This window comes from Pseudomonas sp. FP2196, from assembly GCF_030687715.1.
Taxonomy (GTDB): domain Bacteria; phylum Pseudomonadota; class Gammaproteobacteria; order Pseudomonadales; family Pseudomonadaceae; genus Aquipseudomonas.
Window position 1 is genome coordinate 2,546,235 of the sequence record NZ_CP117445.1, and the last position, 20,184, is coordinate 2,566,418.

The window sequence follows — 20,184 nt, forward strand, 5'->3', positions numbered from 1 at the left end:
CCCACCAACAACGCGACACAGTACAACTTCCTGAATCACCAGCAGGCAGACGACCTCGTCAAAGAGTTGAAAGGCTGTAGAGCCAGCGAAGATCTAGCAGCTTGCCGACAGAAGGTGAAAGATGCTTACGCGAAGCTAAGCGCCAAGACCAGTGGTGCTGAACTGTTCAAGTGTGAGGGATTCGATCAGTGCAATGGCCAAACGAACGCTGCAGAAGGCGGGACGCTGGCGTTGGAGGATTACGACACCAATGGCGGGTTGAACGGTGAGGAGCGAGCAATTGTCCAGGACTCGAACCATACGGACGAGCTGAACTCTCACCATAAAACGATGCTGGGTGATCATGCTGAGATCGCTGGGACCATTCTGACAGGGGGGATCGGCGCTGGTACCAAATTGGTTGGGAAGACTGAGGAGGCGCTGGGTGCTACAAAAGGAGCAGGAGGTGGTGCAATAACAAAAATCACGGATGAAATGAAGCTGGATCCGTATCATCCTGACTGGAAAAACTACGCTGGAACTGAGCCCCGAGGCGTTGGCGCAGATGTTGTCAATACACTAAGTGGTGTAAAAGGAACTACTAACGTTCCTAATACACCCAGGTTCATTGCGGATTCTGCCGGTAACATTATTGATTTAGACTTTACCAAGGGGCTCACGGGAACGAATGTGACGGTCACAGGAGCGCGCGGTGGTGTTCAATATCCGTTGCAAGGACAAACACCCAATTCTTACGCCAATCTTGGAAATGGGCATGTTGTTGTCTATGGTCCTGAGGGGCGGGCACTCTATGACGTGTCTAACTCTCGGATTAAGGTGGTCGAATGGAACCAAGCACTGAATGGACCATATTTTCCAAAGAAGGGAAGTGATACAAAAGCCTTCGAGGGGAATGTCCCTCAATCGGTTCTTGATAGCTTAGGGTTGAATTGATGAAAATTTATCAGGGTAATATTCCCAAAGAGTCGTTGAATCTGTTTGTTTCGGATATTGGAGCCAGCGAGTTTTTTTCATATGTAGGAAACTTGGTTTCATTGGAGCAGGCAATTTCTGTTATAGGGTTGCTCTCTCCTGATTTTATTGAGGTTGAGGGGCACGTTTTCTGGCTGCCAGACGCTCAGCAATACGACCCGCAAAAATTTCATTTGAAGGGGCTGGTCGAGACCGAATCCAGTGTGTTGGAACAAAGTACAACGCGCAGAGAAGTTGAGCGATACAGAAATATTTTTTCAATAAATCAGTTTTTTTCTAAGTGGGAAGACGCGCCGGGCCGACCCGTATTTAAGGTTGGTCTGTCGGAAGAAGATTATCGTCTTTGTCATTTATTTGCTGAGCAGATCACTAGATATTGGAGTCGCGCGTTATCCGATTCCTTCCCAGAGAGGGAATTTCAGTTTGAAATTGCTGATGATCTTCTCGATGAATATGGGGTTTGCCTGACATTTTGGCAGCCGTAGTTAAAATAGGGCGCAGACAAAAGTGCAGAAGGTAACCTTCCCGAAATTAAAGCTGGAGGCAGATCCTGATTTGGATAAATACTCTTTGGCTAATATCTTTCTGGATGAATTTGATCATTTGGATAGTAAAATCGCTCCCAGCGATATCGCATTGGAAGAGTATTAGGTCGGTTAGAGGGATGTCGGATCAACAATTTGATGACGCTCTGCTCATTCAGATGCTGTCTGCGGGTTATAAAGTCTGAATAAGATATAAGGCTTGCTATATTTGCTTAGAGAGGCTGGACATGAGCCATGTTTTGCTGGTTTTCAAAAATGTGGTTTTTCCTCCCGCTCCCGCTCAGTCGTCCGGTGATCATTAACTTTGCGAGGTGGTGAATCCGTGAATAAATAACCGGGATAAATGGGGACAGACCCTGAGAGATCCCCGATTTTTCTTACAGAAAATCAAGAAGTTGGAATATTGAAGAGGCCTGCATGAGTCGGCAACTTGGTTTGCACCACACAAATACAAGAAACCGAACCCATACAAGCCATCCGATTTTTGCACAGAGCGCTCGCTCAAGCACTGCCCTCTATCCATTCTCGCCGCCTGACATCACTGATGAGTTGTGTCAGTTCGTTACTGCATGGACGTCGACTGACACTGACCGCTCTTGGTCGCTTCATGACGGGGCGTGCTTATCCCAAGCATTCGATCAAGCGCGTGGATCGGTTGCTGGGCAATCAACACTTGAGATCAGAGCGTCCATTGTTCTATTGGGTAATGCTTCGGGCATTGCTGGGTTCGTTGAAGCATCCTTTGATCCTGGTCGACTGGTCTCGAATTGACGCTTCAGGCACAGCCTTTTTGCTAAGAGCATCGATCCCTCTGGCGGGGCGCTCATTTCCGGTTTATGAAAGCGTTCATGAGCGCGAGAGCTGTCCCAAGTATCAAAATCGCCTACTCAAAACGCTGGCCGAATTGCTACCTGTTGACTGCATCCCGATTCTGGTCACCGATGCGGGTTTTCGGCGACCATGGATGAAGGCTGTCGCCGCGCAGGGCTGGTATTACGTCGCGCGGATAAGGAATCGCGAACTTTATCGTCGCGATCAAGCTGACTGGCAACCGGTGAAGAATTTGTATGCATTGGCTGCCGCCTCACCCAAGGCACTTGGCCGTGTCGAGATGACGCGAAGCGCCCCACACTTCATCGATTTGTATTGCGTACGGCACTGCGTCAAGGGCCGCAAACACCAACGCGTCACGGGTTCAATTGCCAAGAGTAAGCTCAGTCGACAGTCCGCAAGACGTGAGCGTGAACCGTGGTTGCTGGCCAGCAATTTAGTTCAGGGCGAGTGGAGTCCGGCAAAAATCGTGGCGATTTACAAACGACGCATGCAAATTGAGGAAGGTTTCACGGATGTGAAAAGTGAGAACTTGGGATTGGGCCTGAATCTACATCGCAGCCATTGCCTGCATCGTATTGAGATACTGCTGTTGATTGCCGCTCTCGCCAATTACCTCCTCTTTTTAACGGGGCTTCAGGCTCGCCAAAGTAACTTGGAGCGGCGATATCAAAGCAACAGCCTCAGAGAACGACGAGTGCTTTCATTGTGGCGCCTTGGCCTGGAATACTGGCGTAGATGCACAGAGTTCGGAAGCAGCGAAGACTGGGAAAAATTGGAGAAAGCTCTGCGCGATGAGGTGCATCATCAGGCGCAGAGCCTGAAGTAGATTTGTGGGGATCCCTCAGGGTCTGTCCCCGTTTTCTTGTCCCCGTTTTCTTCAAGAGCTGGATCCTATCAGCCGAATCGAATTGGACCTGAATGGTACAGGAATATGACATTTCGAGAGTTGGAAAAAAAATACTCGGTTGCTTGTTCACCAGAGGACCATATGTCACTCTTTGAGTGAGTGGTATCTATCTGTTCGTGATACGGATTTTGAGAATCTTGAGGTCGGCGATATATGTCGAGCTTTGAGACAGAATTTGTTTGTCGCTAATCTATTAACTATCGCTACGCGTTTTTTGTCGGAAGATGTTCTGGCAGGGCAACGGTATGATGGTGAATTGATTTCTGCACTCGCAGATATCGAGGCGGATTTTTGGGTTGCAAATGTTGAGGCCGCTAGGGATACGATTGATGCTTTGGTTCGAGTAGCTGACGTCAGTGAGGATATTGACTGTTTAAGCGACGCATCTAGGTTGGTAAAAACTATAAAGGTGATTATTTAAAGGGTAAATGGGAGCCGATTCTTATGAGTAAATTGGGACGCATCACGTTTTACTCCGAAATCGTGGTCTGTCACTATCGTTGAAAGGTAATTTTACTGGGGCAAACATCTCGGAGGATGTAGCGTATACAGTTAAATATTTATGGAGTGAGGGGTGAATTCAATCAAGGTCACGCTTCGTTTATACCCAGTGCTGGTTCTGAGGGCGGTGGTGTTTTTTTACCTCGTTGGATTGCTTGGGAGTTTGATAGGCGGGGTTATTATCTATTGTAAACATGGGGTTTGGGATTTTAGTGGTGATGATCTGTTGATTTCCTTGAGATTTTCGCTTGTCTATGGCTTCTTTGGCGGAAGCGGAATGTGGCTCTTTGCGAAAATGGAGGAGATCAAAAGGCGAAAGAAGAAAAAGGATTGAACCTTATTTTCTTCTTTCAAAGTCGTGACAAGGCGTTGGCAGACAATGTTAGAGAGTAATTCGAAAATATGGTCTCTCCCCGTTTTCCTTCTGTTTGCTCCAAATATGAATAAAGCACTGTAGATAAAAGCCTACGAGAAAATAGGTATCAAAGTGATAAATACCATGGGTCAGCTATTTTTGTATGGTGCCAGCAGAGGAAGGCTTTAATTATGTCATTGTCGGCAATGATCATTTCATCAGCAAAGTTGAGCACGGGCGATTTTAAAGCCGTGCTCCAAGAACATGGCGGGTTCGTGAGTGCCGGAAAGCCTTCTCGCGGTAGCGTTGGTGAGGGTGATTCAGATATTTGGTTGGCCTTGCATTCAAAAGACATTCTTGATGAGTTTTATGATGCCGAAGATCAGCAAGAATGGCAGGATGCTCTCGGGGCTACTCCGCAGACAATAATTGAGATTAACCTAGATCATACTGAACACGCGAAGTTAATGTATTTGAAGATTTTTTTGAGTTTTGCGAGAGCTTGGCCTTGTGTTTTAAATGACGTGGACGATTCCACTCTGTCCAGCAGTTCGGTTTGTGAGAAATACAAGAAGCTTCTGGGCGGGTTATAGGAGGAGTGTCGCGATACAGGTAGCACGTCGCCGCGGGTTCCGGAGAGTAAAGTGGGGACAGGCCACGTTTAGATAGCACTCCGAAAACGTGGTTTGTCCCCTTTTTACTAAGGCTTCTACCAATTTGGTGTGGGCATATCCCAATGGTATGATGGTCGTCGCTCCAAGAGCTTAGTCAAGTCCTAGTTCGCCACTTTTTAATCATCCTGATATGGCGAATCAGGGGACATTTAAAGTGTTTAATACTGGGAAACCGCAATGAGCAAGCAATCTTTTATGGCGTGCGAGCAGTGTGGAGGAGAGCTGTCTGTCTACAGAGAAGGCAGCGCCCAAGGAGTAAAATGTTCTCAGTGCGGCTGGTCGGTAGTTACAACCCACATTCCAGAGATTAAGGTGGACGAGACTCAGTATGAGGTGCGCTGCCGGGGTGACTATCAGAATAAAGCCCATGTAAAAGCTGTTTCTGAAGTTACAGGTCGTAATTTCTTGTCTTCCAGAACTACTCTCCAGCAAGATCTTGCTCTGGTGTTTGTCGGTCAAGCGGAGAAGGTTTTGCAAATTAGAAATACTCTTGTTTTTGCGGGAATGACTTGTGAGATTACGCCTGATTTTCGCTGGGTATGAATATTGCAGATAACCTCGGACAGATTACGTTTAGAAAGCGTTGCGAAAACGTAGTCTGTAGCTCTTATGTGCCAGCGGAAATGGCCCGTTTAGGGGCTAATCATGTCAGCGATTTTAAGTTATAAAGAAATAATGCAGCGAATGTTTTACTACTACCCAATTTGCTGCAGAACTAAGATCAGGAAGAACAAAAAATCGGATTTTTCCTGGGTTGAAGGGGAACTTGAAGTCGGCTATGCATTAAATGAGATGGAGGAAAGTCTTGTTGCTCCAGTTGAAAATCTAATGCTCCAGACTGCCGGTCTTGTGTTGTCGGCGGGGAGAGAATCGAAGGTCGCCTTCGATTTTTCGGTTGCCCATATAAAAGGGATTATTGAGGTGCATGGGTAAGCACCTCTTATGTCGCAGTTATCTGAACAGGATGCTCTGCAGGTCAAGTCAGACTTACAGCTTTTGGACATCATTTAACGTTTGCTGCAGGGCAGGTTTATTGAGCTCGATAAATTTGCCCTCGTTAAAAGGGTAATAAAAATTGATTAAAGCCGGACTTTTGCTGCCTTTTATTTTCCTGATTGCAGGCTGCCATTCCAACGTCAGAGACTCTTCCCCCAGTCTTTTAAAGGATGGTGTCCAACTTCAGCAAAAAACGGCAACGCCAGATGCACACCACGCCAAAGTCATCATGAAAGCCACAGGTTACAGATACCCTGTCGAGTTCTCGGTTCGCCGTGCTGCAGATCCCGATCAACGAATGGAAGTGCTGGGTACTGTGGTGGATTCCGGGCGGGGCAAGGTATTCGGCTGGATCGCCAAAGTCAGCGAAGCGGCCAACAGCGCCACGTTCAAGTACTTCCCTCAGCTGGAAACGCAAGCCAATGCCGACGAACCCTTCGAGGTGTCAGGGCGTTCCAACGGCATGGGCACTGGCAATACTTATAGCTGCGGGCCGCTGAACAGTACTTTTACGCCGGAACGAAGCAAGGTCTACCTGGTGGAGTTTCAGTTTGTCGGGCAGGGTTGCGAGCAGCATGTTTACGATGTCAGCCAGCCGGGTCAACGTAGCCCCATCGGAGCCTGAGCCATTTGAAATTAAACATTCATTTCCCTGACAACCTCATCTCCGATGACGTGCTCAGACAGCAACGAATTCACTGCCTTTGCAAGGTTTCAAACCAGTTCGAAATTTCCTTCGCGGATACGATCCCTGAATCATCCGGTATCGAATCGGGCTGGAATCGTGAGGAGCTGGAGCGACGGGCGGTTGCCGGGGCGGGTGGCCAATACACCCACTATGCCAGCAGCCTGATTACATTAAGCAAAATTGGCGAAGACGTTTACGAGATCATTGATCTTGAAATGTTCTACCGTAGCTTTGGTTGGTGCGCTGTTTTCCAAGATGGACATTACGCACCCGCAGGAAATTTCTGGGACGATGAGCCCACGTAAAACTAAAACGCCCCGAACTCTATCGGGGCGTTTTCATTTACCGGGCCGAGCCAGCAAAGTGTTTACCGAAACGCCGGCACCACATGCTTGATAAACAACGCCAACGACTTCTTCTTCTCTTCATGCGGCAAGCTGTTATCACACCAGAAACTGAACTCATCCACCCCCAGTTCCTGGTAGTACGTGATCCGCGGAATGATCTCTTCCGGCGTGCCGATCATCGCCGTCTTGTGCAGACTCTCCAGCTCAAACTCCGGCCGCCCGGCAAACTTCTCTTCCGGGCTCGGCGCGAGGAAGCCGTTGACCGGCGTTTCCTTGTTGCCAAACCACGCATCGAAGGTGCGATAGAAACGTGAGATCGCTTTTGCGCCGATTTTCCAGCCGTCCGGATTATCAGCGGTGTGCACATGGGTGTGACGCAGCACCATCAATTGCGGGCGCGGCACATCCGGATTGTTGTCCAGTGCGGTCTGGAACTTGTTCTTCAGATCGAGGACTTCTTCGTCGCCCTTCATCAATGGCGTGACCATGACGTTGCAGCCGTTGGCGACGGCGAAGTTGTGCGAGTCCGGGTCGCGGGCGGCGATCCACATCGGCGGGTTGGGCTTCTGGATCGGTTTCGGCACGCTGGTGGAGGTCGGAAATTTCCAGATGTCGCCATCGTGGGCGTAGTCGCCTTGCCACAGGGCGCGGACTACCGGGACCATTTCGCGCAGGGCCTGGCCACCGCTGGAGGCAGGCATGCCGCCGGCCATGCGGTCGAATTCAACTTGATAGGCACCACGGGCGAGGCCGACTTCCATGCGACCGTTGCTGATGACGTCGAGCAACGCGCATTCACCGGCGACGCGCAGCGGGTGCCAGAACGGCGCGATGATGGTGCCGGCGCCGAGGTGGATGGTGGTGGTTTTGGCCGCGAGGTAGGCGAGCAGCGGCATCGGGCTTGGCGAGATGGTGTATTCCATCGCGTGGTGTTCGCCGATCCACACGGTGCTGAAACCACCGGCCTCGGCCATCAGGGTCAGTTCGGTCAGGTCTTCGAACAGTTGGCGGTGGCTGACGCTTTCGTCCCAGCGTTCCATGTGGATGAACAGGGAAAATTTCATGACGCTTCCTCGGATCTTTTGTTATTGGCCGGTCGTGTGCGGACCTGACGGAGTGGTAATCGTAGGGATCAGGCGAAAGCGGGCAGGGCACCCATCTTGCCGTGGCAGTACACCAGCGGCCCGGTGTGCTGCTCGGGGACGATCAGATTCTTCACCGCGCCGACCATGATGGCGTGGTCGCCGCCTTCGTATTCGCGCCACAACTCACATTCGATGATAGCCGTCGCGTTGGCCAGGATCGGGTTGCCCAGTTCGCTCAACGTCCACTCGATGCCTTGCGCCTTGTCCTTGCCTTTACGGGCGAACGCGTAGGCTTCGTTTTGTTGACCGCCGGACAGAAAGTGGATCGCAAAGCGTTTGTTCTTGATCAGCACTGGATAGGAGTCGGAGCTGTAGTTGGGGCAGAACAGCACCAGCGCCGGGTCCATCGACAACGAACTGAAGGCGCTGGCGGTCAGGCCGACGATCTGGCCGTCGTCATCCAGGGTGGTGATGACGGTGACGCCGGACGGAAACGAGCCCATGACTTGTTTGTAGATGGCGGCATCGATCATTGGACAGTCCTCGAGTGGTGTGACGCTATTTTTATGTGTTTGTTGGTCTGATGGTATACCACAAAATAATCTTTGCAAGGGCTTTTAAGCTGAACCGATAAACGTGCTGCGTTCGTCGGAAACTCAACGTTTACGGGCTTTTAAGCTATTTGCCAGGCCGCTGTTTCAGCGAGGATGGCGGATCAGATAGCGCTGTAAACTACGGATCAGTCTTGTGAAATGTTTGGAATACCATAATATGGTTTGCATCTGAGGGGCGACCAGAGAGTCCTCCCGGTTTGGCTTCATACAACGATAAGAACAGACAAACTCGAGTTCATGCATATGTCCCAGATGTCCCGGCAAGATCCGTTGATCGAGAATCACACGGTCGACTACGTCCCACTCGCGGAACGCCACGGGAAGGCCCGCGACCTTTTCACCCTTTGGTTCAGCACCAACATTGCGCCACTGCCCATCGTCACCGGCGCCATGGTGGTTCAGGTGTTCCATCTCGATTTGTTATGGGGGCTGCTGGCGATTGCGCTGGGGCACATGATCGGCGGTGTGGTGATCGCCCTGGCGTCGGCGCAAGGCCCGCGCATGGGCATTCCGCAAATGGTCCAGAGTCGCGGCCAGTTCGGCCGTTATGGCGCGCTGTTGATCGTGTTTTTCGCCGCGATCATCTACATCGGGTTCTTCATTTCCAACATCGTGCTGGCGGGTAAATCCATTGTTGGTATCGCACCATCGGTACCGGCTCCGTTGAGCATTTTGATCGGTGCGCTGGCCGCCACGGCGATTGGCGTGATCGGCTACAACTTCATTCATACGCTGAACCGCATTGGCACTTGGGTGATGGGTGGCGCGCTGCTCGCCGGCTTCATCTATATCTTTGCCCATGATTTGCCGGCGGACTTCCTGACTCGTGGCAGCTTCAACCTGTCCGGCTGGCTGGCGACGGTGTCGCTTGGGATTATCTGGCAGATCAGCTTTTCGCCGTACGTGTCCGACTATTCGCGTTATCTGCCGGCGGACATCGGCATCGCCAAGCCATTTTGGGCCACGTATCTGGGCGCAACCCTGGGCACGATTCTGTCGTTCAGCTTCGGCGCGGTGGCGGTGCTGGCAACGCCGGAAGGCACCGAGGCAATGGCGGCAGTCAAGCAGTCCACCGGTTGGCTGGGGCCGATTCTGATGGTGTTGTTCCTGCTCAACATCATCAGCCACAACGCCCTCAATCTGTACGGCACCGTGCTGTCGATCATCACCTCGATCCAGACTTTCGCCAGCCAATGGACACCGAGCATCAAGGTGCGCGTGGTGCTGTCGAGCGTGATCCTGGCGGGATGCTGCGTGGTCGCGCTCGGCGCGTCGGCGGATTTCATTTCCGAGTTCATCGGTCTGATTCTCGCGCTGTTGCTGGTGCTGGTGCCGTGGGCGTCGATCAACCTGATCGACTTCTATCTGATCAAGCGAGGCTGCTACGACATCACTTCGATTTTCCGCGCTGATGGTGGCGTCTACGGACGCTTCAACCTGCACGCAATCGTGGCGTATTTCATCGGCATCCTCGTGCAGTTGCCGTTTGCCAACACTTCGCTGTACATCGGGCCTTACGCCAATCTGGTGGAGGGGGCGGACCTGTCGTGGCTGGTCGGCCTGGTGGTGACGGTTCCGCTTTATTACTGCTTGGCGACGCGTGGCCAGACTCAGCAGAGCAGGGCGGCCAGGTTGGGTTACACCGACTGATCTGCGCCCGCAGTACAAATAATGCCCGGCCAATCGCCGGGCATTATTGTTTCCGCATTCCGGCGGTCATTCAAATTGGCCACATCGATCCCCTTTTGGCCCATCGCCCACTGTGCTCCGGCTGCGCTGTCAGCAAGAATCAAAGCTATAACGAAACGCTGAACCTTTTTTGCCCTCGGCTACCTTTGCAGCCGCTGCCGTGTACAGAACATAAAAACCATCGAACTCACGTCGCATTCTGGGGAAACAACCATGGTCACGATGAAACGCATTCTGGGTGCCACCGTGTGTGGGCTGACGCTGCTGGCCAGCGCCGTCCAGGCTGAGCAGCGCGAACTGCGGGTGTACAACTGGGCGGATTACATCCTGCCGTCCGTGCCCAAGGATTTCGCCGCGAAAAGCGGCATCAAAGTGACCTGGGACACCTTCGATACCAACGAATCCCTGGAAGCCAAACTGCTGACCGGCAACTCCGGTTACGACCTGGTGGTGCCGTCGAACCAGTTCCTCGACACGCAGATCAAGGCCGGCGTGTTCCAGAAGCTCGACAAGTCCAAGCTGCCGAACTGGAGTCACCAGGATCCGGAGTTGTTGAAGCTGCTGGACAAGAACGACCCCGGCAACCAATACGGCGTGCCGTACATGGTCGGTACCGTGTTGATCGGCTTCAACCCGGCCAAGGTCAAGGCTGCGCTTGGCGAGAACGCTCCAGTCGACAGCTGGGATCTGGTGTTCAAACCGGAGAATATGGAAAAACTCAAATCCTGCGGCGTGGCGATGCTTGATTCGCCGTCGGAAATCCTGCCGCTGGCCCTGCATTATCTGGGGCTCGACCCCAACAGCCAGAATCCTGCCGACTATGAAAAAGCCAAGGAGTTGATGCTCAAGGTTCGTCCGTACGTCACCTATTTCAACTCGGCCAAATACATGACCGACATCGCCAACGGCGACATCTGCGTGGCCATCGGTTACTCGGGGAGCTTCTATCAGTTCGGCAACCGCGCCAAAGAAGCGGGCAACGGCGTCGTGGTCGACTGGCGCTTGCCGAAGGAGGGCGCGCCGATCTGGTTCGACACCTTCGCGATTCCAAAGAGCGCGAAGAACGTCGCTGAAGCCCACGAATTCCTCAACACCTTGCTTGATCCGAAGGTGATAGCGCCGATCAGTGATTTCCTCGGTTACCCGAACGCGAACAAGGATTCGATGGCGCTGATCAACAAAGAGATCACCGGCAACCCGAATCTGACGCCGACCCCTGAAGCGCTGAAAACCCTCTACGTGGTTCAGCCATTGCCGCAAAAACTTGAGCGCGTACGCACGCGGGTCTGGACCAGCATCAAGTCCGACAAGTAATACCGTGAACTCTTGTTTCCGCATGCAGGCCAGAGCGCCACTCTCGCGCTCTGGCCTTCTCCCGCAAAGCCTCATACACATCCGTGGGAAACCAGCCGCGCACGCTACCAAGACGATTCCCGGCAGACTTTATGAACTTTGCCAATGATTGTTAAAAACAGCATGTGTGCCGATCACCCAGCGGCGCGCGACGTGTGCCGCGAGCGTGTTAAGATCCGCGTTTTTGCACGATTGACCCGTTGAGAGCTGAGCACTGATGGCCACCAGATCCGTTGTACTCGATACCGAAACCACCGGCATGCCGGTGACCGATGGTCACCGGATTATCGAAATCGGCTGTGTAGAACTGATCGGTCGGCGCCTGACGGGCCGGCACTTTCACGTTTACCTGCAACCGGATCGCGAGAGTGATGAAGGCGCCATCGGCGTCCACGGCATCACCAACGAGTTCCTGGTGGGCAAGCCGCGCTTTGCCGAAGTCGCTGATGAGTTCTTCGAGTTCATCAAGGGCGCGCAGCTGATCATCCATAACGCGGCGTTCGACGTTGGGTTCATCAACAACGAATTCGCCTTGATGGGCCAGCAGGATCGCGCCGACATCACGCAGCACTGCTCGATCCTCGATACCCTGATGATGGCCCGGGAACGTCACCCTGGGCAGCGCAACAGCCTCGATGCGTTGTGCAAGCGTTATGGCGTCGACAACTCCGGCCGTGAACTGCACGGCGCTTTGCTCGACTCGGAGATTCTCGCCGACGTTTACCTGACCATGACCGGGGGGCAGACCAGCCTGTCGCTGGCCGGCAACGCTTCCGACGGTAATGGTACTGGGGATGGTGCGGACAACTCCGCCACGGAAATCCGTCGTCTGCCGGCTGATCGCCAGCCAGCGCGGATCATTCGCGCCACTGAGGATGAACTGGCCGCTCACTTGGTGCGTCTGGAAATCATCGCCAAATCCGCTGGCGGTCCTGCGCTGTGGACGCAGATCGCAGAAGCCGACGCTCAGGCCTGAAGATCAAAAGATCGCAGCCTTCGGCGGCTCCTGCGTAGGAATGCAATCCACTGTAGGAGCTGGCGCGGGCTGCGATCTTTTTGCTTTTGGCGCCATGAAGCCAACTGGCCACCCTCGCCACTTTCGCTGCAACCCTCTACCCTGAGTGCATTGGCGGATTTGAATCCGCTGCCTCAGGACACTGAGCCCCATGTACAAAGATTTGAAGTTTCCGGTGTTGATCGTCCATCGCGACATCAAGGCCGATACCGTCGCCGGTGACCGTATCCGTGGCATCGCCCGGGAGTTGGAGCAGGAAGGTTTCAGTATTGTTTCGGCCACCGACTACACCGAAGGGCGTCTGGTGGCTTCGACCCACCATGGCCTCGCGTGCATGCTGATCGCCGCCGAGGATGCCAGCACCAACTCGCATCTTTTGCAGAACATGGCCGAACTGATCGGCCTGGCGCGGGTGCGTGCGCCGGATTTGCCGATCTTTGCCCTGGGCGAGCAGGTGACTCTGGAAAACGCCCCGGCCGATGCCATGGCCGAACTCAATCAATTGCGCGGCATCCTTTACCTGTTCGAAGACACCGTGCCGTTTCTGGCCCGGCAAGTCGCGCGGGCGGCGCGCAAATATCTGGACGGTTTGCTGCCACCGTTTTTCAAGGCGCTGGTGCAACACACCGCCGATTCCAACTACTCCTGGCACACTCCCGGTCACGGCGGTGGCGTGGCGTATCACAAAAGCCCGGTGGGGCAGGCGTTTCATCAGTTCTTTGGGGAAAACACCCTGCGCTCGGACTTGTCGGTGTCGGTGCCGGAACTCGGTTCGCTGCTCGACCACACCGGCCCACTCGCCGAAGCCGAGGCACGGGCGGCGCGTAACTTCGGCGCTGATCACACCTTTTTCGTGATCAATGGCACCTCGACCGCCAACAAGATCGTCTGGCATTCCATGGTCGCTCGCGATGATCTGGTGCTGGTGGATCGCAACTGCCACAAGTCGGTGCTGCACGCGATCATCATGACCGGTGCGATTCCGTTGTACCTGTGCCCGGAGCGCAATGAGCTGGGGATCATCGGTCCGATTCCGCTGAGCGAATTCAGCCGCGAATCGATCCAGGCCAAGATCGACGCGAGCCCTTTGACCAAGGGCCGCGCACCGAAAGTCAAACTGGCGGTGGTCACCAACTCGACCTACGACGGCCTCTGTTACAACGCCGAACTGATTAAGCAGAATCTGGGCAACAGCGTCGAAGTGCTGCATTTCGACGAGGCTTGGTACGCCTATGCGGCGTTTCATGAGTTCTTCGCCGGGCGCTATGGCATGGCCACCTCGCGCAGCGAAGACAGTCCGCTGGTGTTTACCACCCATTCCACCCATAAGCTGCTCGCCGCGTTCAGTCAGGCGTCGATGATCCATGTGCAGGACGGCGGCGCGCGGCAACTGGACCGGGATCGCTTCAACGAAGCGTTCATGATGCACATCTCCACTTCGCCGCAATACAGCATCATCGCCTCGCTGGATGTGGCCTCGGCCATGATGGAAGGCCCGGCCGGGCGCTCGCTGTTGCAGGAAACCTTTGATGAGGCCTTGAGTTTCCGCCGTGCGCTGGCCAATTTGCGGCAGCACATTGCCGCTGATGACTGGTGGTTTTCGATCTGGCAGCCGCCGGGCGTCGAAGGCATCGACCGTGTGCAAACGCAAGACTGGCTGCTGCAACCGGATGCCGAATGGCACGGATTCGGTGAAGTCAGCGACGATTACGTGTTGCTCGACCCAATCAAGGTCACGCTGGTGATGCCGGGTCTGAACGCCGGTGGAGCGCTGAGCGAGAAGGGCATACCGGCAGCCGTGGTCAGCAAGTTCCTTTGGGAGCGCGGGCTGGTGGTAGAGAAGACCGGGCTGTATTCATTTCTGGTGCTGTTCTCCATGGGCATCACCAAAGGCAAATGGAGCACGCTGCTCACCGAGTTGCTGGAGTTCAAGCGCAGTTACGACGCCAACGTCAGTCTGGCGACGTGCCTGCCATGTGTCGCGCAAGAGGACACGGCGCGCTATCGCGGCATGGGCCTGCGAGACTTATGCGATCAACTGCACGCCTGCTATCGCAGCAACGCGACTGCCAAACATCTCAAACGCATGTACACGGTACTGCCGGAAATCGCCATGAAGCCGGCTCACGCCTACGATCATTTGGTGCGTGGGGAGGTCGAGGCTGTGCCGATAGATTTGCTGGAAGGCAGGATTGCTGCCGTGATGCTGGTGCCGTATCCCCCAGGGATCCCCCTGATCATGCCCGGCGAGCGCTTTACCGAATCGACGCGCTCGATTATCGACTACCTGAAATTTGCCCGCACGTTCGATAGCAGCTTTCCCGGTTTTGTCGCCGATGTGCATGGACTGCAACATGAAGACGAAGGCAATGGGCGGCAGTACACCGTCGATTGCGTCAAGGAATGAGGACTTATCCCAGTATGCAACCGGTCATGAATCCGAAATATCCAGGTCTGTCGGTGCGGGTTGCCGATGAAGGCTTTGCGCCTTATATCTGGGGCAGCGACTTCAGTTTTGAAGTCACCGCCTATGGTGCCGCAGTCATCGGCAAGCCCGTTGAACAGTGGCTGGTAACGCCGATCGTGCCGTACCGCAAGTGCTACGGCATTGATCCCGAGGAGTTCAGCAGTTTTCATAATGCCGCCGACAGCGCGATCTTCATGGCCTACCTTGACGACGAACCGGTCGGCCATCTGGTGATCAGCACCAACTGGAACGGCTTTGCCCATATCGATGAACTGGCGGTGCACGCACCGGCGCGCCGGCATGGCGTTGCCAAGGCATTGCTCGATGTGGCGCAGTTCTGGAGCCGTAAGAAGAAGTTGCCCGGCATCATGCTGGAAACCCAGAACAACAACCTTGGCGCATGTCGTTTATATGAGCGTTGTGGCTATGTGATCGGCGGTGTCGACCAGTTGCGTTATCGCGGCATTGATCCGAACACCGCCGAAGTGGCGCTGTTCTGGTATCGATTGTTCGATAACCCGCTGGAAAACCCGCTCAGCTCGACAACATCGCCTCGGCTTGTTCCGTGAGGATGGTCAGTAACGTCTGAATCGCCGAAGACGGTGCTGCGTGCTTGAAGGTCAAGGCATAGAGGCTGATCGGCACGGCGGGGGACAGCGGACAGACATCCAGTCCGGCAGCGCGGGCGCCTAACGCGGTAAACGGATCGACAATGGCCAGCCCTTCACCGGCCTCGACCATGCTGCGCATCATCTGGTGGGTTTGTACCCGGGTCTGGGTGCTTGGGGCGGGGCGCAGTGCCTGGAGTTTGTTTTCCAGCGCCGGGCTCAGCGGGTCCTGACCTTCGAGACCGACCATCGCTTGCCCGGCCAGATCCTGCAGGGAAATGTATTTCTGCTTCGGTTGCAGCCAGCCGTGGGGTGCCAGCAGTTGCAGTTTGCCCTGGGCCAGTGGCTGGCAATCAATGTCGGGGTGCTCAGGATCATGCAGGCTCAGGCCCAGATCACTCTCGCGCAGCAACAGGCTGCGGACGATGTCTCGGGTCGGTGCGCTGAGCAGGCTGCAAGGTGCATCGGGCAAGCGCCGGCGCAGGGCGGCCAGGCTTTGCGGCAATAACTGCTGGGTCAGCGGCGGAGTGCCGATGATGCGTACGGGTGGGGCGAGGTACTGCTTGAGGCTGCTGGCCAACCGTTGCACCGGCTCAAGCGCTTCGTACACGTGCGCGATTTCAACCTGCAAAGCCCGGGCTTCTGACGTCGATTGCAGACGCCCGCGAACGCTCGCGAACAGCATGAACCCCAACTGACTCTCAGCTTCGCGCAAGCGCTCTTCGACTTCGGTAACCGGCAACTGCAGCCATTCGGCGGCGGTGCCCAGGTGACCGGTCTGCAAGAGCGCCTGAATCACTTCGATATGACGTAAACGCATGCGTGAAGTCCATGTTCAGCAGGTGGGGTCAGAGGCTGAATCCTACCCCAAGTCTGCGCATATGACTTCTGCTCATAACGACGAGTTATGAAGGGATTGGCTCAGGTTCGCGGGTCAACATGACACCCGACTGAACCAGTTCAAACTGGTTGTCATCGATCTTGTTGATGCGATCGCCAATGGCCAGTTTGTAAGTGGTAACAGGCTCCATGCCAGCGAGACCGTCTGCCGACGGGGTGGATTCCTGGAATTCATGCACGGAATAAACGCGGCCTTCCGCATCTCTTGCATGGAACTGACCGACGAGTACTGCTGCCATCTGCTTAGAACCTCTGGAGATAAAACGCTTGATTTGCGGCTTGGTAGACCTTCATCAAGGCCTGTAAGTTTTCCTACAGGAAAAAAATAATCAGCATGCGGGAATTTCCCTCGTTTGCTGGTGGAACCGGCACCGGATCATCTATAACTTGTGGCTCCTCCCACGGACATCGAGAGTCTTCCATGAGCAATGTCTACAACGTCGCCGTAGTGGTCGGCAGCCTGCGTAAAGCTTCGATCAATCGCAAAGTCGCTCTGGCGCTGGCGGAACTGGCCCCAGCAAACCTCAAGCTTGAGATTGTCGAGATTGGTGATCTGCCACTCTATAACGAAGACATTGACGGCGATTCTCCGCCGGCAGCCTACAGCACTTTCCGGCAAAAAGTGGGTTCATCCGACGCGGTGCTGTTTGTGACACCGGAATACAACCGTTCGGTGCCCGCACCATTGAAGAATGCCATCGACGTTGGCTCGCGGCCTTATGGCAAGAGCGCCTGGAGCGGCAAGCCGGGCGCGGTGATCAGCGTATCGCCGGGCGCCATCGGCGGATTTGGCGCCAACCAGCATCTGCGCCAGTCCTTTGTGTTTCTCGATGTGCCGTGCATGCAGCAGCCAGAAGCGTATCTGGGTGGCGCGGGTTCGGCGTTCGATGAGGCGGGCAAGTTGAGTGAATCGGTGAAGCCGTTCCTGCAAAAATTCATAGATGCTTATGGGCAGTTTGTGGAACAACACGAAAAATAATGTCTGACTGAGAAAACTTGTGGCGAGGGGATTTATCCCCGATGGGGTGCGAAGCCGCCCTCAAATCTGTGACCCCGATATGGCATTTGATCGCCTGGGGTTGCTTTGCAACCCAACGGGGATAAATCCCCTCGCCACGGGGATCTTCTTTCCACAAGTCGGTGTATTGTTCGCGCTTCCTTTTTCCCTCTCTGAAGGTTGCTGTAGATGCTCGCTGCGTCACTGATTTTCCTGCTGACCATTACCCTCGTTATCTGGCAACCCAAAGGCCTCGGTGTCGGCTGGAGTGCGACGTTGGGCGCCGTGCTGGCGCTGATCTTCGGTGTGGTACACCTGAGCGACATCCCGCTGGTGTGGCAAATCATCTGGAACGCCACCGGCACCTTCGTCGCGCTGATCATCATCAGTTTGCTGCTCGACGAGGCCGGTTTCTTCAACTGGGCGGCGTTACACGTGGCACGCTGGGGGCGCGGCAGCGGGCGCAAGCTGTTTGCGTTCATGGTGCTGCTCGGGGCGCTGGTCTCGGCGCTGTTTGCCAATGACGGCGCGGCACTGATTCTCACGCCTATCGTCATTTCGATGTTGCTGGCGCTGCGCTTCTCGCCGGCGGCAACCCTGGCCTTTGTCATGGGCGCCGGCTTTATCGCGGATACCGCGAGCTTGCCGCTGGTGGTGTCGAACCTGGTCAACATCGTTTCGGCGGACTTCTTTCACATCGGTTTCAACCGCTACGCGGCGGTGATGGTGCCGGTCAACTTTGTCAGCGTCGCCGCGACGCTGGGCATGTTGCTGTGGTTTTTCCGTCGCGACATTCCCAAGGCTTACGACCCCGAACAGCTTGAACGCCCGGAAACCGCTATTCACGATAAAGCCACGTTCTATGCCGGTTGGGCGGTGTTGGCGATCTTGTTGGTGGGTTGTTTTGCCCTCGAGCCGCTGGGCATCCCGATCAGCGCGATTTCCGCCGTGTGCGCAGCCTTGCTGCTGGGCATCGCCGCCCGTGGACACAAGATCTCCACGCGCAAAGTAATGAAAGAAGCGCCGTGGCAGATCGTGATTTTCTCGCTGGGCATGTATCTGGTGGTCTACGGTCTGCGCAATGCCGGCTTGACCGGCTATCTCGCCGGTTGGCTGGATGTCTTCGCCGATCATGGCGTGTGGGGCGCGGCCATGGGCACCGGGGTGCTGACGGCGCTGCTGTCGTCGATCATGAACAATTTGCCCACCGTACTGATCGGCTTGCTGTCGATCGATGCCAGTCAGGCGAGCGGGATGGTCAAGGAGGCGATGATCTACGCCAACGTGATCGGCAGCGATCTGGGGCCGAAGATCACGCCGATTGGCAGTCTGGCGACGTTGCTGTGGCTGCATGTGCTGGAGCGCAAGGGGATTCACATTGGCTGGGGTTATTACTTCAGGGTAGGGATTGTGCTGACGGTGCCGGTGTTGTTGGTGACGTTGGCGGCTTTGGCTGTGCGGCTTTCGCTTTAGACCGAGTTGACCCTATCGCGAGCAGGCTCACTCCTACAGGGGAACGCATTCCAATGTAGGAGTGAGCCTGCTCGCGATGGGGCCGGTACAGACGCTACAAAGTCTCAGGCCTGGCCCGGCACATTCGGCCAAAGATCCGACACCAGAAACAAGCGCTCCGCCTCTTCCCATTCGCCCTGTGCATTCTCGGTCAGGCGCACCATCAATTGCGCCGGGGCCAGCGGTTCCAGGTCTTGCAACCACATCAGCAAATGTTCTGCCGCCCAGGTCTGATCCGCCGGGTAGTGCGCCGGCGCCAGCCAGGCATGGCGGGGCAGGGGTTGCCAGCGCCCCGCCGGGCGCTGCGCGACGAACGCCGGCCAATCCTTCTGATGCAACCAACTGCCTCGTAAATGCTGTGGGTGGGCGCCATCCGGAGACTGCGAAGGGCCGGGCCACGGATACAGCAGATAACCGCCCAGCCACAGTTGCGCACTGAACACTTCGATATCCAGTTTCGCCAGGACTTCGCGGCTTTCCGGACGCGCCGAGATCGGCAGTTGATGCTCGGCCAGATGCGCCAGTTTGCGATCCAGTCGATCATGACACCCCGGCCCCAGCCACTGCGCCGAATCACGACCGTCGCCATTCTGTGGGCCGAGATAAAGCTTGATCGCCAGTTCCAGGTGATGCACGCCGTCGCGGTCACGCAACAGCATGTCCAGTTCGCCCAGGGTGTGGCCCTCCCGGCGGATTGGCAGATTCGCCGCGATCAGCTCAATGCCCGGCGCATGCTTCACGGCAAACTGCCACAAGCGTTCGTAATACAGGCCCAGGCGCCGGGTACGCGCCTGGGACAACCAGTGCAGCAATTCGTAACTGTCACGATCAAGCTGACGCAGCCAGTGTTCCAGTCGCCCGGGATCCCTGACCCAATCGCTGCCCGCCAGCGGATGACGCTGCGGCCACGGGGTGGTCGCGAGCATCGGCGGGGCGAGGATCACCCACGCCAGATCGCGCACTTCCGGATGGCGTAATTGGTGGGGTAACTGCAGCAGGTCGGGAAATAGGATCATCTTGCGAGCATAGCCTTAAACGCGAGCGCACCCTTGAGACTGAAAGGATTTTGTCTAACCGCGGCTTTCGCCCATAATCGGCTTTTTCGCGTTTTCGATTGTCCGCAGA

22 protein-coding genes are annotated in these 20,184 nt (G+C 55.2%); 17 read left to right on the forward strand and 5 right to left on the reverse strand.

What is annotated here, in order from left to right; genetic code table 11:
* Window positions 1-114: 114 nt before the first annotated feature.
* The 10 genes from PSH79_RS11535 (at window position 115) to PSH79_RS11580 (ending at window position 6,777) form a co-directional block, all read left to right on the forward strand.
* Window positions 115-933 (forward strand): hypothetical protein, encoded by an 819-nt coding sequence (locus tag PSH79_RS11535; protein ID WP_305442913.1) that lies wholly within the window; start codon window positions 115-117, stop codon window positions 931-933.
* Window positions 933-1,457, forward strand: coding sequence for a hypothetical protein (locus tag PSH79_RS11540; RefSeq protein ID WP_305442914.1), 525 nt, complete (start codon window positions 933-935; stop codon window positions 1,455-1,457). Before PSH79_RS11535 ends, PSH79_RS11540 begins: the two co-directional genes overlap by 1 nt.
* Window positions 1,458-1,983: 526 nt before the next feature.
* A complete protein-coding gene (locus PSH79_RS11545) occupies window positions 1,984-3,177 on the forward strand; it encodes an IS4 family transposase (RefSeq protein ID WP_370872655.1) in 1,194 nt (397 codons plus the stop codon).
* Between the two features lie 172 nt (window positions 3,178-3,349).
* Complete coding sequence (locus PSH79_RS11550) at window positions 3,350-3,679, forward strand: contact-dependent growth inhibition system immunity protein (protein ID WP_305442916.1); 330 nt, start codon at window positions 3,350-3,352, stop codon at window positions 3,677-3,679.
* 153 nt (window positions 3,680-3,832) lie between these two features.
* A complete protein-coding gene (locus tag PSH79_RS11555; RefSeq protein ID WP_305442919.1) occupies window positions 3,833-4,093 on the forward strand; it encodes a hypothetical protein in 261 nt (86 codons plus the stop codon).
* A 212-nt stretch (window positions 4,094-4,305) separates the two neighbouring features.
* A complete protein-coding gene (locus PSH79_RS11560; RefSeq protein ID WP_305442921.1) occupies window positions 4,306-4,707 on the forward strand; it encodes a hypothetical protein in 402 nt (133 codons plus the stop codon).
* 258 nt (window positions 4,708-4,965) lie between these two features.
* Window positions 4,966-5,331, forward strand: a complete 366-nt coding sequence (locus tag PSH79_RS11565) for a hypothetical protein (RefSeq protein ID WP_305442922.1) — start codon at window positions 4,966-4,968, stop codon at window positions 5,329-5,331.
* A gap of 102 nt (window positions 5,332-5,433) precedes the next feature.
* The gene (locus PSH79_RS11570; protein WP_305442924.1) at window positions 5,434-5,721 is read left to right on the forward strand and encodes a hypothetical protein; all 288 of its coding nucleotides are present in this window, start codon (window positions 5,434-5,436) and stop codon (window positions 5,719-5,721) included.
* A 145-nt stretch (window positions 5,722-5,866) separates the two neighbouring features.
* Window positions 5,867-6,409, forward strand: coding sequence for a hypothetical protein (locus tag PSH79_RS11575; RefSeq protein ID WP_370872656.1), 543 nt, complete (start codon window positions 5,867-5,869; stop codon window positions 6,407-6,409).
* 5 nt (window positions 6,410-6,414) lie between these two features.
* Entirely contained in the window at window positions 6,415-6,777 is a 363-nt protein-coding gene (locus tag PSH79_RS11580; protein WP_305442930.1) for a hypothetical protein, read from the forward strand.
* 62 nt (window positions 6,778-6,839) lie between these two features.
* On the opposite strand, the gene PSH79_RS11585 is transcribed toward PSH79_RS11580, so the two are convergent.
* Both PSH79_RS11585 and PSH79_RS11590 read right to left on the reverse strand, forming a co-directional pair.
* Window positions 6,840-7,883 (reverse strand): LLM class flavin-dependent oxidoreductase, encoded by a 1,044-nt coding sequence (locus tag PSH79_RS11585; RefSeq protein WP_305442932.1) that lies wholly within the window; start codon window positions 7,881-7,883, stop codon window positions 6,840-6,842.
* Window positions 7,884-7,951: 68 nt separating this feature from the next.
* Window positions 7,952-8,437 (reverse strand): flavin reductase family protein, encoded by a 486-nt coding sequence (locus tag PSH79_RS11590; protein WP_187681005.1) that lies wholly within the window; start codon window positions 8,435-8,437, stop codon window positions 7,952-7,954.
* 324 nt (window positions 8,438-8,761) lie between these two features.
* Between PSH79_RS11590 and PSH79_RS11595 the strand changes: the two genes are divergently transcribed.
* From PSH79_RS11595 to PSH79_RS11615, 5 genes are all read left to right on the forward strand, one after another.
* Window positions 8,762-10,168: a cytosine permease gene (locus tag PSH79_RS11595; protein WP_305442936.1), complete on the forward strand. Its 1,407-nt coding sequence runs from the start codon at window positions 8,762-8,764 to the stop codon at window positions 10,166-10,168.
* Window positions 10,169-10,420: 252 nt separating this feature from the next.
* Entirely contained in the window at window positions 10,421-11,521 is a 1,101-nt protein-coding gene (locus PSH79_RS11600) for a polyamine ABC transporter substrate-binding protein (RefSeq protein ID WP_305442939.1), read from the forward strand.
* Between the two features lie 256 nt (window positions 11,522-11,777).
* Entirely contained in the window at window positions 11,778-12,536 is a 759-nt protein-coding gene (dnaQ, locus tag PSH79_RS11605; RefSeq protein WP_305442941.1) for a DNA polymerase III subunit epsilon, read from the forward strand.
* Between the two features lie 190 nt (window positions 12,537-12,726).
* On the forward strand, window positions 12,727-14,982 hold the full coding sequence (locus PSH79_RS11610; RefSeq protein ID WP_305442943.1) for an Orn/Lys/Arg decarboxylase N-terminal domain-containing protein: 2,256 nt from the start codon (window positions 12,727-12,729) through the stop codon (window positions 14,980-14,982).
* Window positions 14,983-14,996: 14 nt separating this feature from the next.
* A complete protein-coding gene (locus tag PSH79_RS11615; protein ID WP_305442945.1) occupies window positions 14,997-15,611 on the forward strand; it encodes a GNAT family N-acetyltransferase in 615 nt (204 codons plus the stop codon).
* Here PSH79_RS11615 and PSH79_RS11620 read toward each other — a convergent pair.
* Window positions 15,577-16,470, reverse strand: coding sequence for a LysR family transcriptional regulator (locus PSH79_RS11620; protein ID WP_305442947.1), 894 nt, complete (start codon window positions 16,468-16,470; stop codon window positions 15,577-15,579). The genes PSH79_RS11615 and PSH79_RS11620 overlap by 35 nt on opposite strands.
* An 85-nt stretch (window positions 16,471-16,555) precedes the next feature.
* Window positions 16,556-16,789: a hypothetical protein gene (locus PSH79_RS11625; protein ID WP_305442949.1), complete on the reverse strand. Its 234-nt coding sequence runs from the start codon at window positions 16,787-16,789 to the stop codon at window positions 16,556-16,558.
* A gap of 182 nt (window positions 16,790-16,971) precedes the next feature.
* On the opposite strand from PSH79_RS11625, the gene PSH79_RS11630 reads away from it, so the two are divergent.
* Both PSH79_RS11630 and PSH79_RS11635 read left to right on the forward strand, forming a co-directional pair.
* The gene (locus PSH79_RS11630) at window positions 16,972-17,529 is read left to right on the forward strand and encodes an NADPH-dependent FMN reductase (RefSeq protein ID WP_305442951.1); all 558 of its coding nucleotides are present in this window, start codon (window positions 16,972-16,974) and stop codon (window positions 17,527-17,529) included.
* A gap of 207 nt (window positions 17,530-17,736) precedes the next feature.
* The gene (locus PSH79_RS11635; RefSeq protein WP_305442953.1) at window positions 17,737-19,020 is read left to right on the forward strand and encodes an arsenic transporter; all 1,284 of its coding nucleotides are present in this window, start codon (window positions 17,737-17,739) and stop codon (window positions 19,018-19,020) included.
* A gap of 104 nt (window positions 19,021-19,124) precedes the next feature.
* Here PSH79_RS11635 and PSH79_RS11640 read toward each other — a convergent pair whose 3' ends face one another.
* A complete protein-coding gene (locus PSH79_RS11640; protein WP_305442956.1) occupies window positions 19,125-20,075 on the reverse strand; it encodes a DUF1853 family protein in 951 nt (316 codons plus the stop codon).
* Window positions 20,076-20,184: the final 109 nt, after the last annotated feature.

Bases quoted from the DNA above. Each gene is read 5' to 3' on its own strand.
- PSH79_RS11625 (WP_305442949.1), bottom strand. From the start codon at position 16,789: ATGGCAGCAGTACTCGTCGGTCAGTTCCATGCAAGAGATGCGGAAGGC.
- PSH79_RS11565 (WP_305442922.1), top strand. From the start codon at position 4,966: ATGAGCAAGCAATCTTTTATGGCGTGCGAGCAGTGTGGAGGAGAGCTG.
- PSH79_RS11615 (WP_305442945.1), top strand. From the start codon at position 14,997: ATGCAACCGGTCATGAATCCGAAATATCCAGGTCTGTCGGTGCGGGTT.
- PSH79_RS11600 (WP_305442939.1), top strand. From the start codon at position 10,421: ATGGTCACGATGAAACGCATTCTGGGTGCCACCGTGTGTGGGCTGACG.
- PSH79_RS11560 (WP_305442921.1), top strand. From the start codon at position 4,306: ATGTCATTGTCGGCAATGATCATTTCATCAGCAAAGTTGAGCACGGGC.
- dnaQ (WP_305442941.1), top strand. From the start codon at position 11,778: ATGGCCACCAGATCCGTTGTACTCGATACCGAAACCACCGGCATGCCG.
- PSH79_RS11630 (WP_305442951.1), top strand. From the start codon at position 16,972: ATGAGCAATGTCTACAACGTCGCCGTAGTGGTCGGCAGCCTGCGTAAA.
- PSH79_RS11585 (WP_305442932.1), bottom strand. From the start codon at position 7,883: ATGAAATTTTCCCTGTTCATCCACATGGAACGCTGGGACGAAAGCGTC.
- PSH79_RS11540 (WP_305442914.1), top strand. From the start codon at position 933: ATGAAAATTTATCAGGGTAATATTCCCAAAGAGTCGTTGAATCTGTTT.
- PSH79_RS11635 (WP_305442953.1), top strand. From the start codon at position 17,737: ATGCTCGCTGCGTCACTGATTTTCCTGCTGACCATTACCCTCGTTATC.
- PSH79_RS11570 (WP_305442924.1), top strand. From the start codon at position 5,434: ATGTCAGCGATTTTAAGTTATAAAGAAATAATGCAGCGAATGTTTTAC.
- PSH79_RS11590 (WP_187681005.1), bottom strand. From the start codon at position 8,437: ATGATCGATGCCGCCATCTACAAACAAGTCATGGGCTCGTTTCCGTCC.
- PSH79_RS11595 (WP_305442936.1), top strand. From the start codon at position 8,762: ATGTCCCAGATGTCCCGGCAAGATCCGTTGATCGAGAATCACACGGTC.
- PSH79_RS11640 (WP_305442956.1), bottom strand. From the start codon at position 20,075: ATGATCCTATTTCCCGACCTGCTGCAGTTACCCCACCAATTACGCCAT.
- PSH79_RS11620 (WP_305442947.1), bottom strand. From the start codon at position 16,470: ATGCGTTTACGTCATATCGAAGTGATTCAGGCGCTCTTGCAGACCGGT.
- PSH79_RS11610 (WP_305442943.1), top strand. From the start codon at position 12,727: ATGTACAAAGATTTGAAGTTTCCGGTGTTGATCGTCCATCGCGACATC.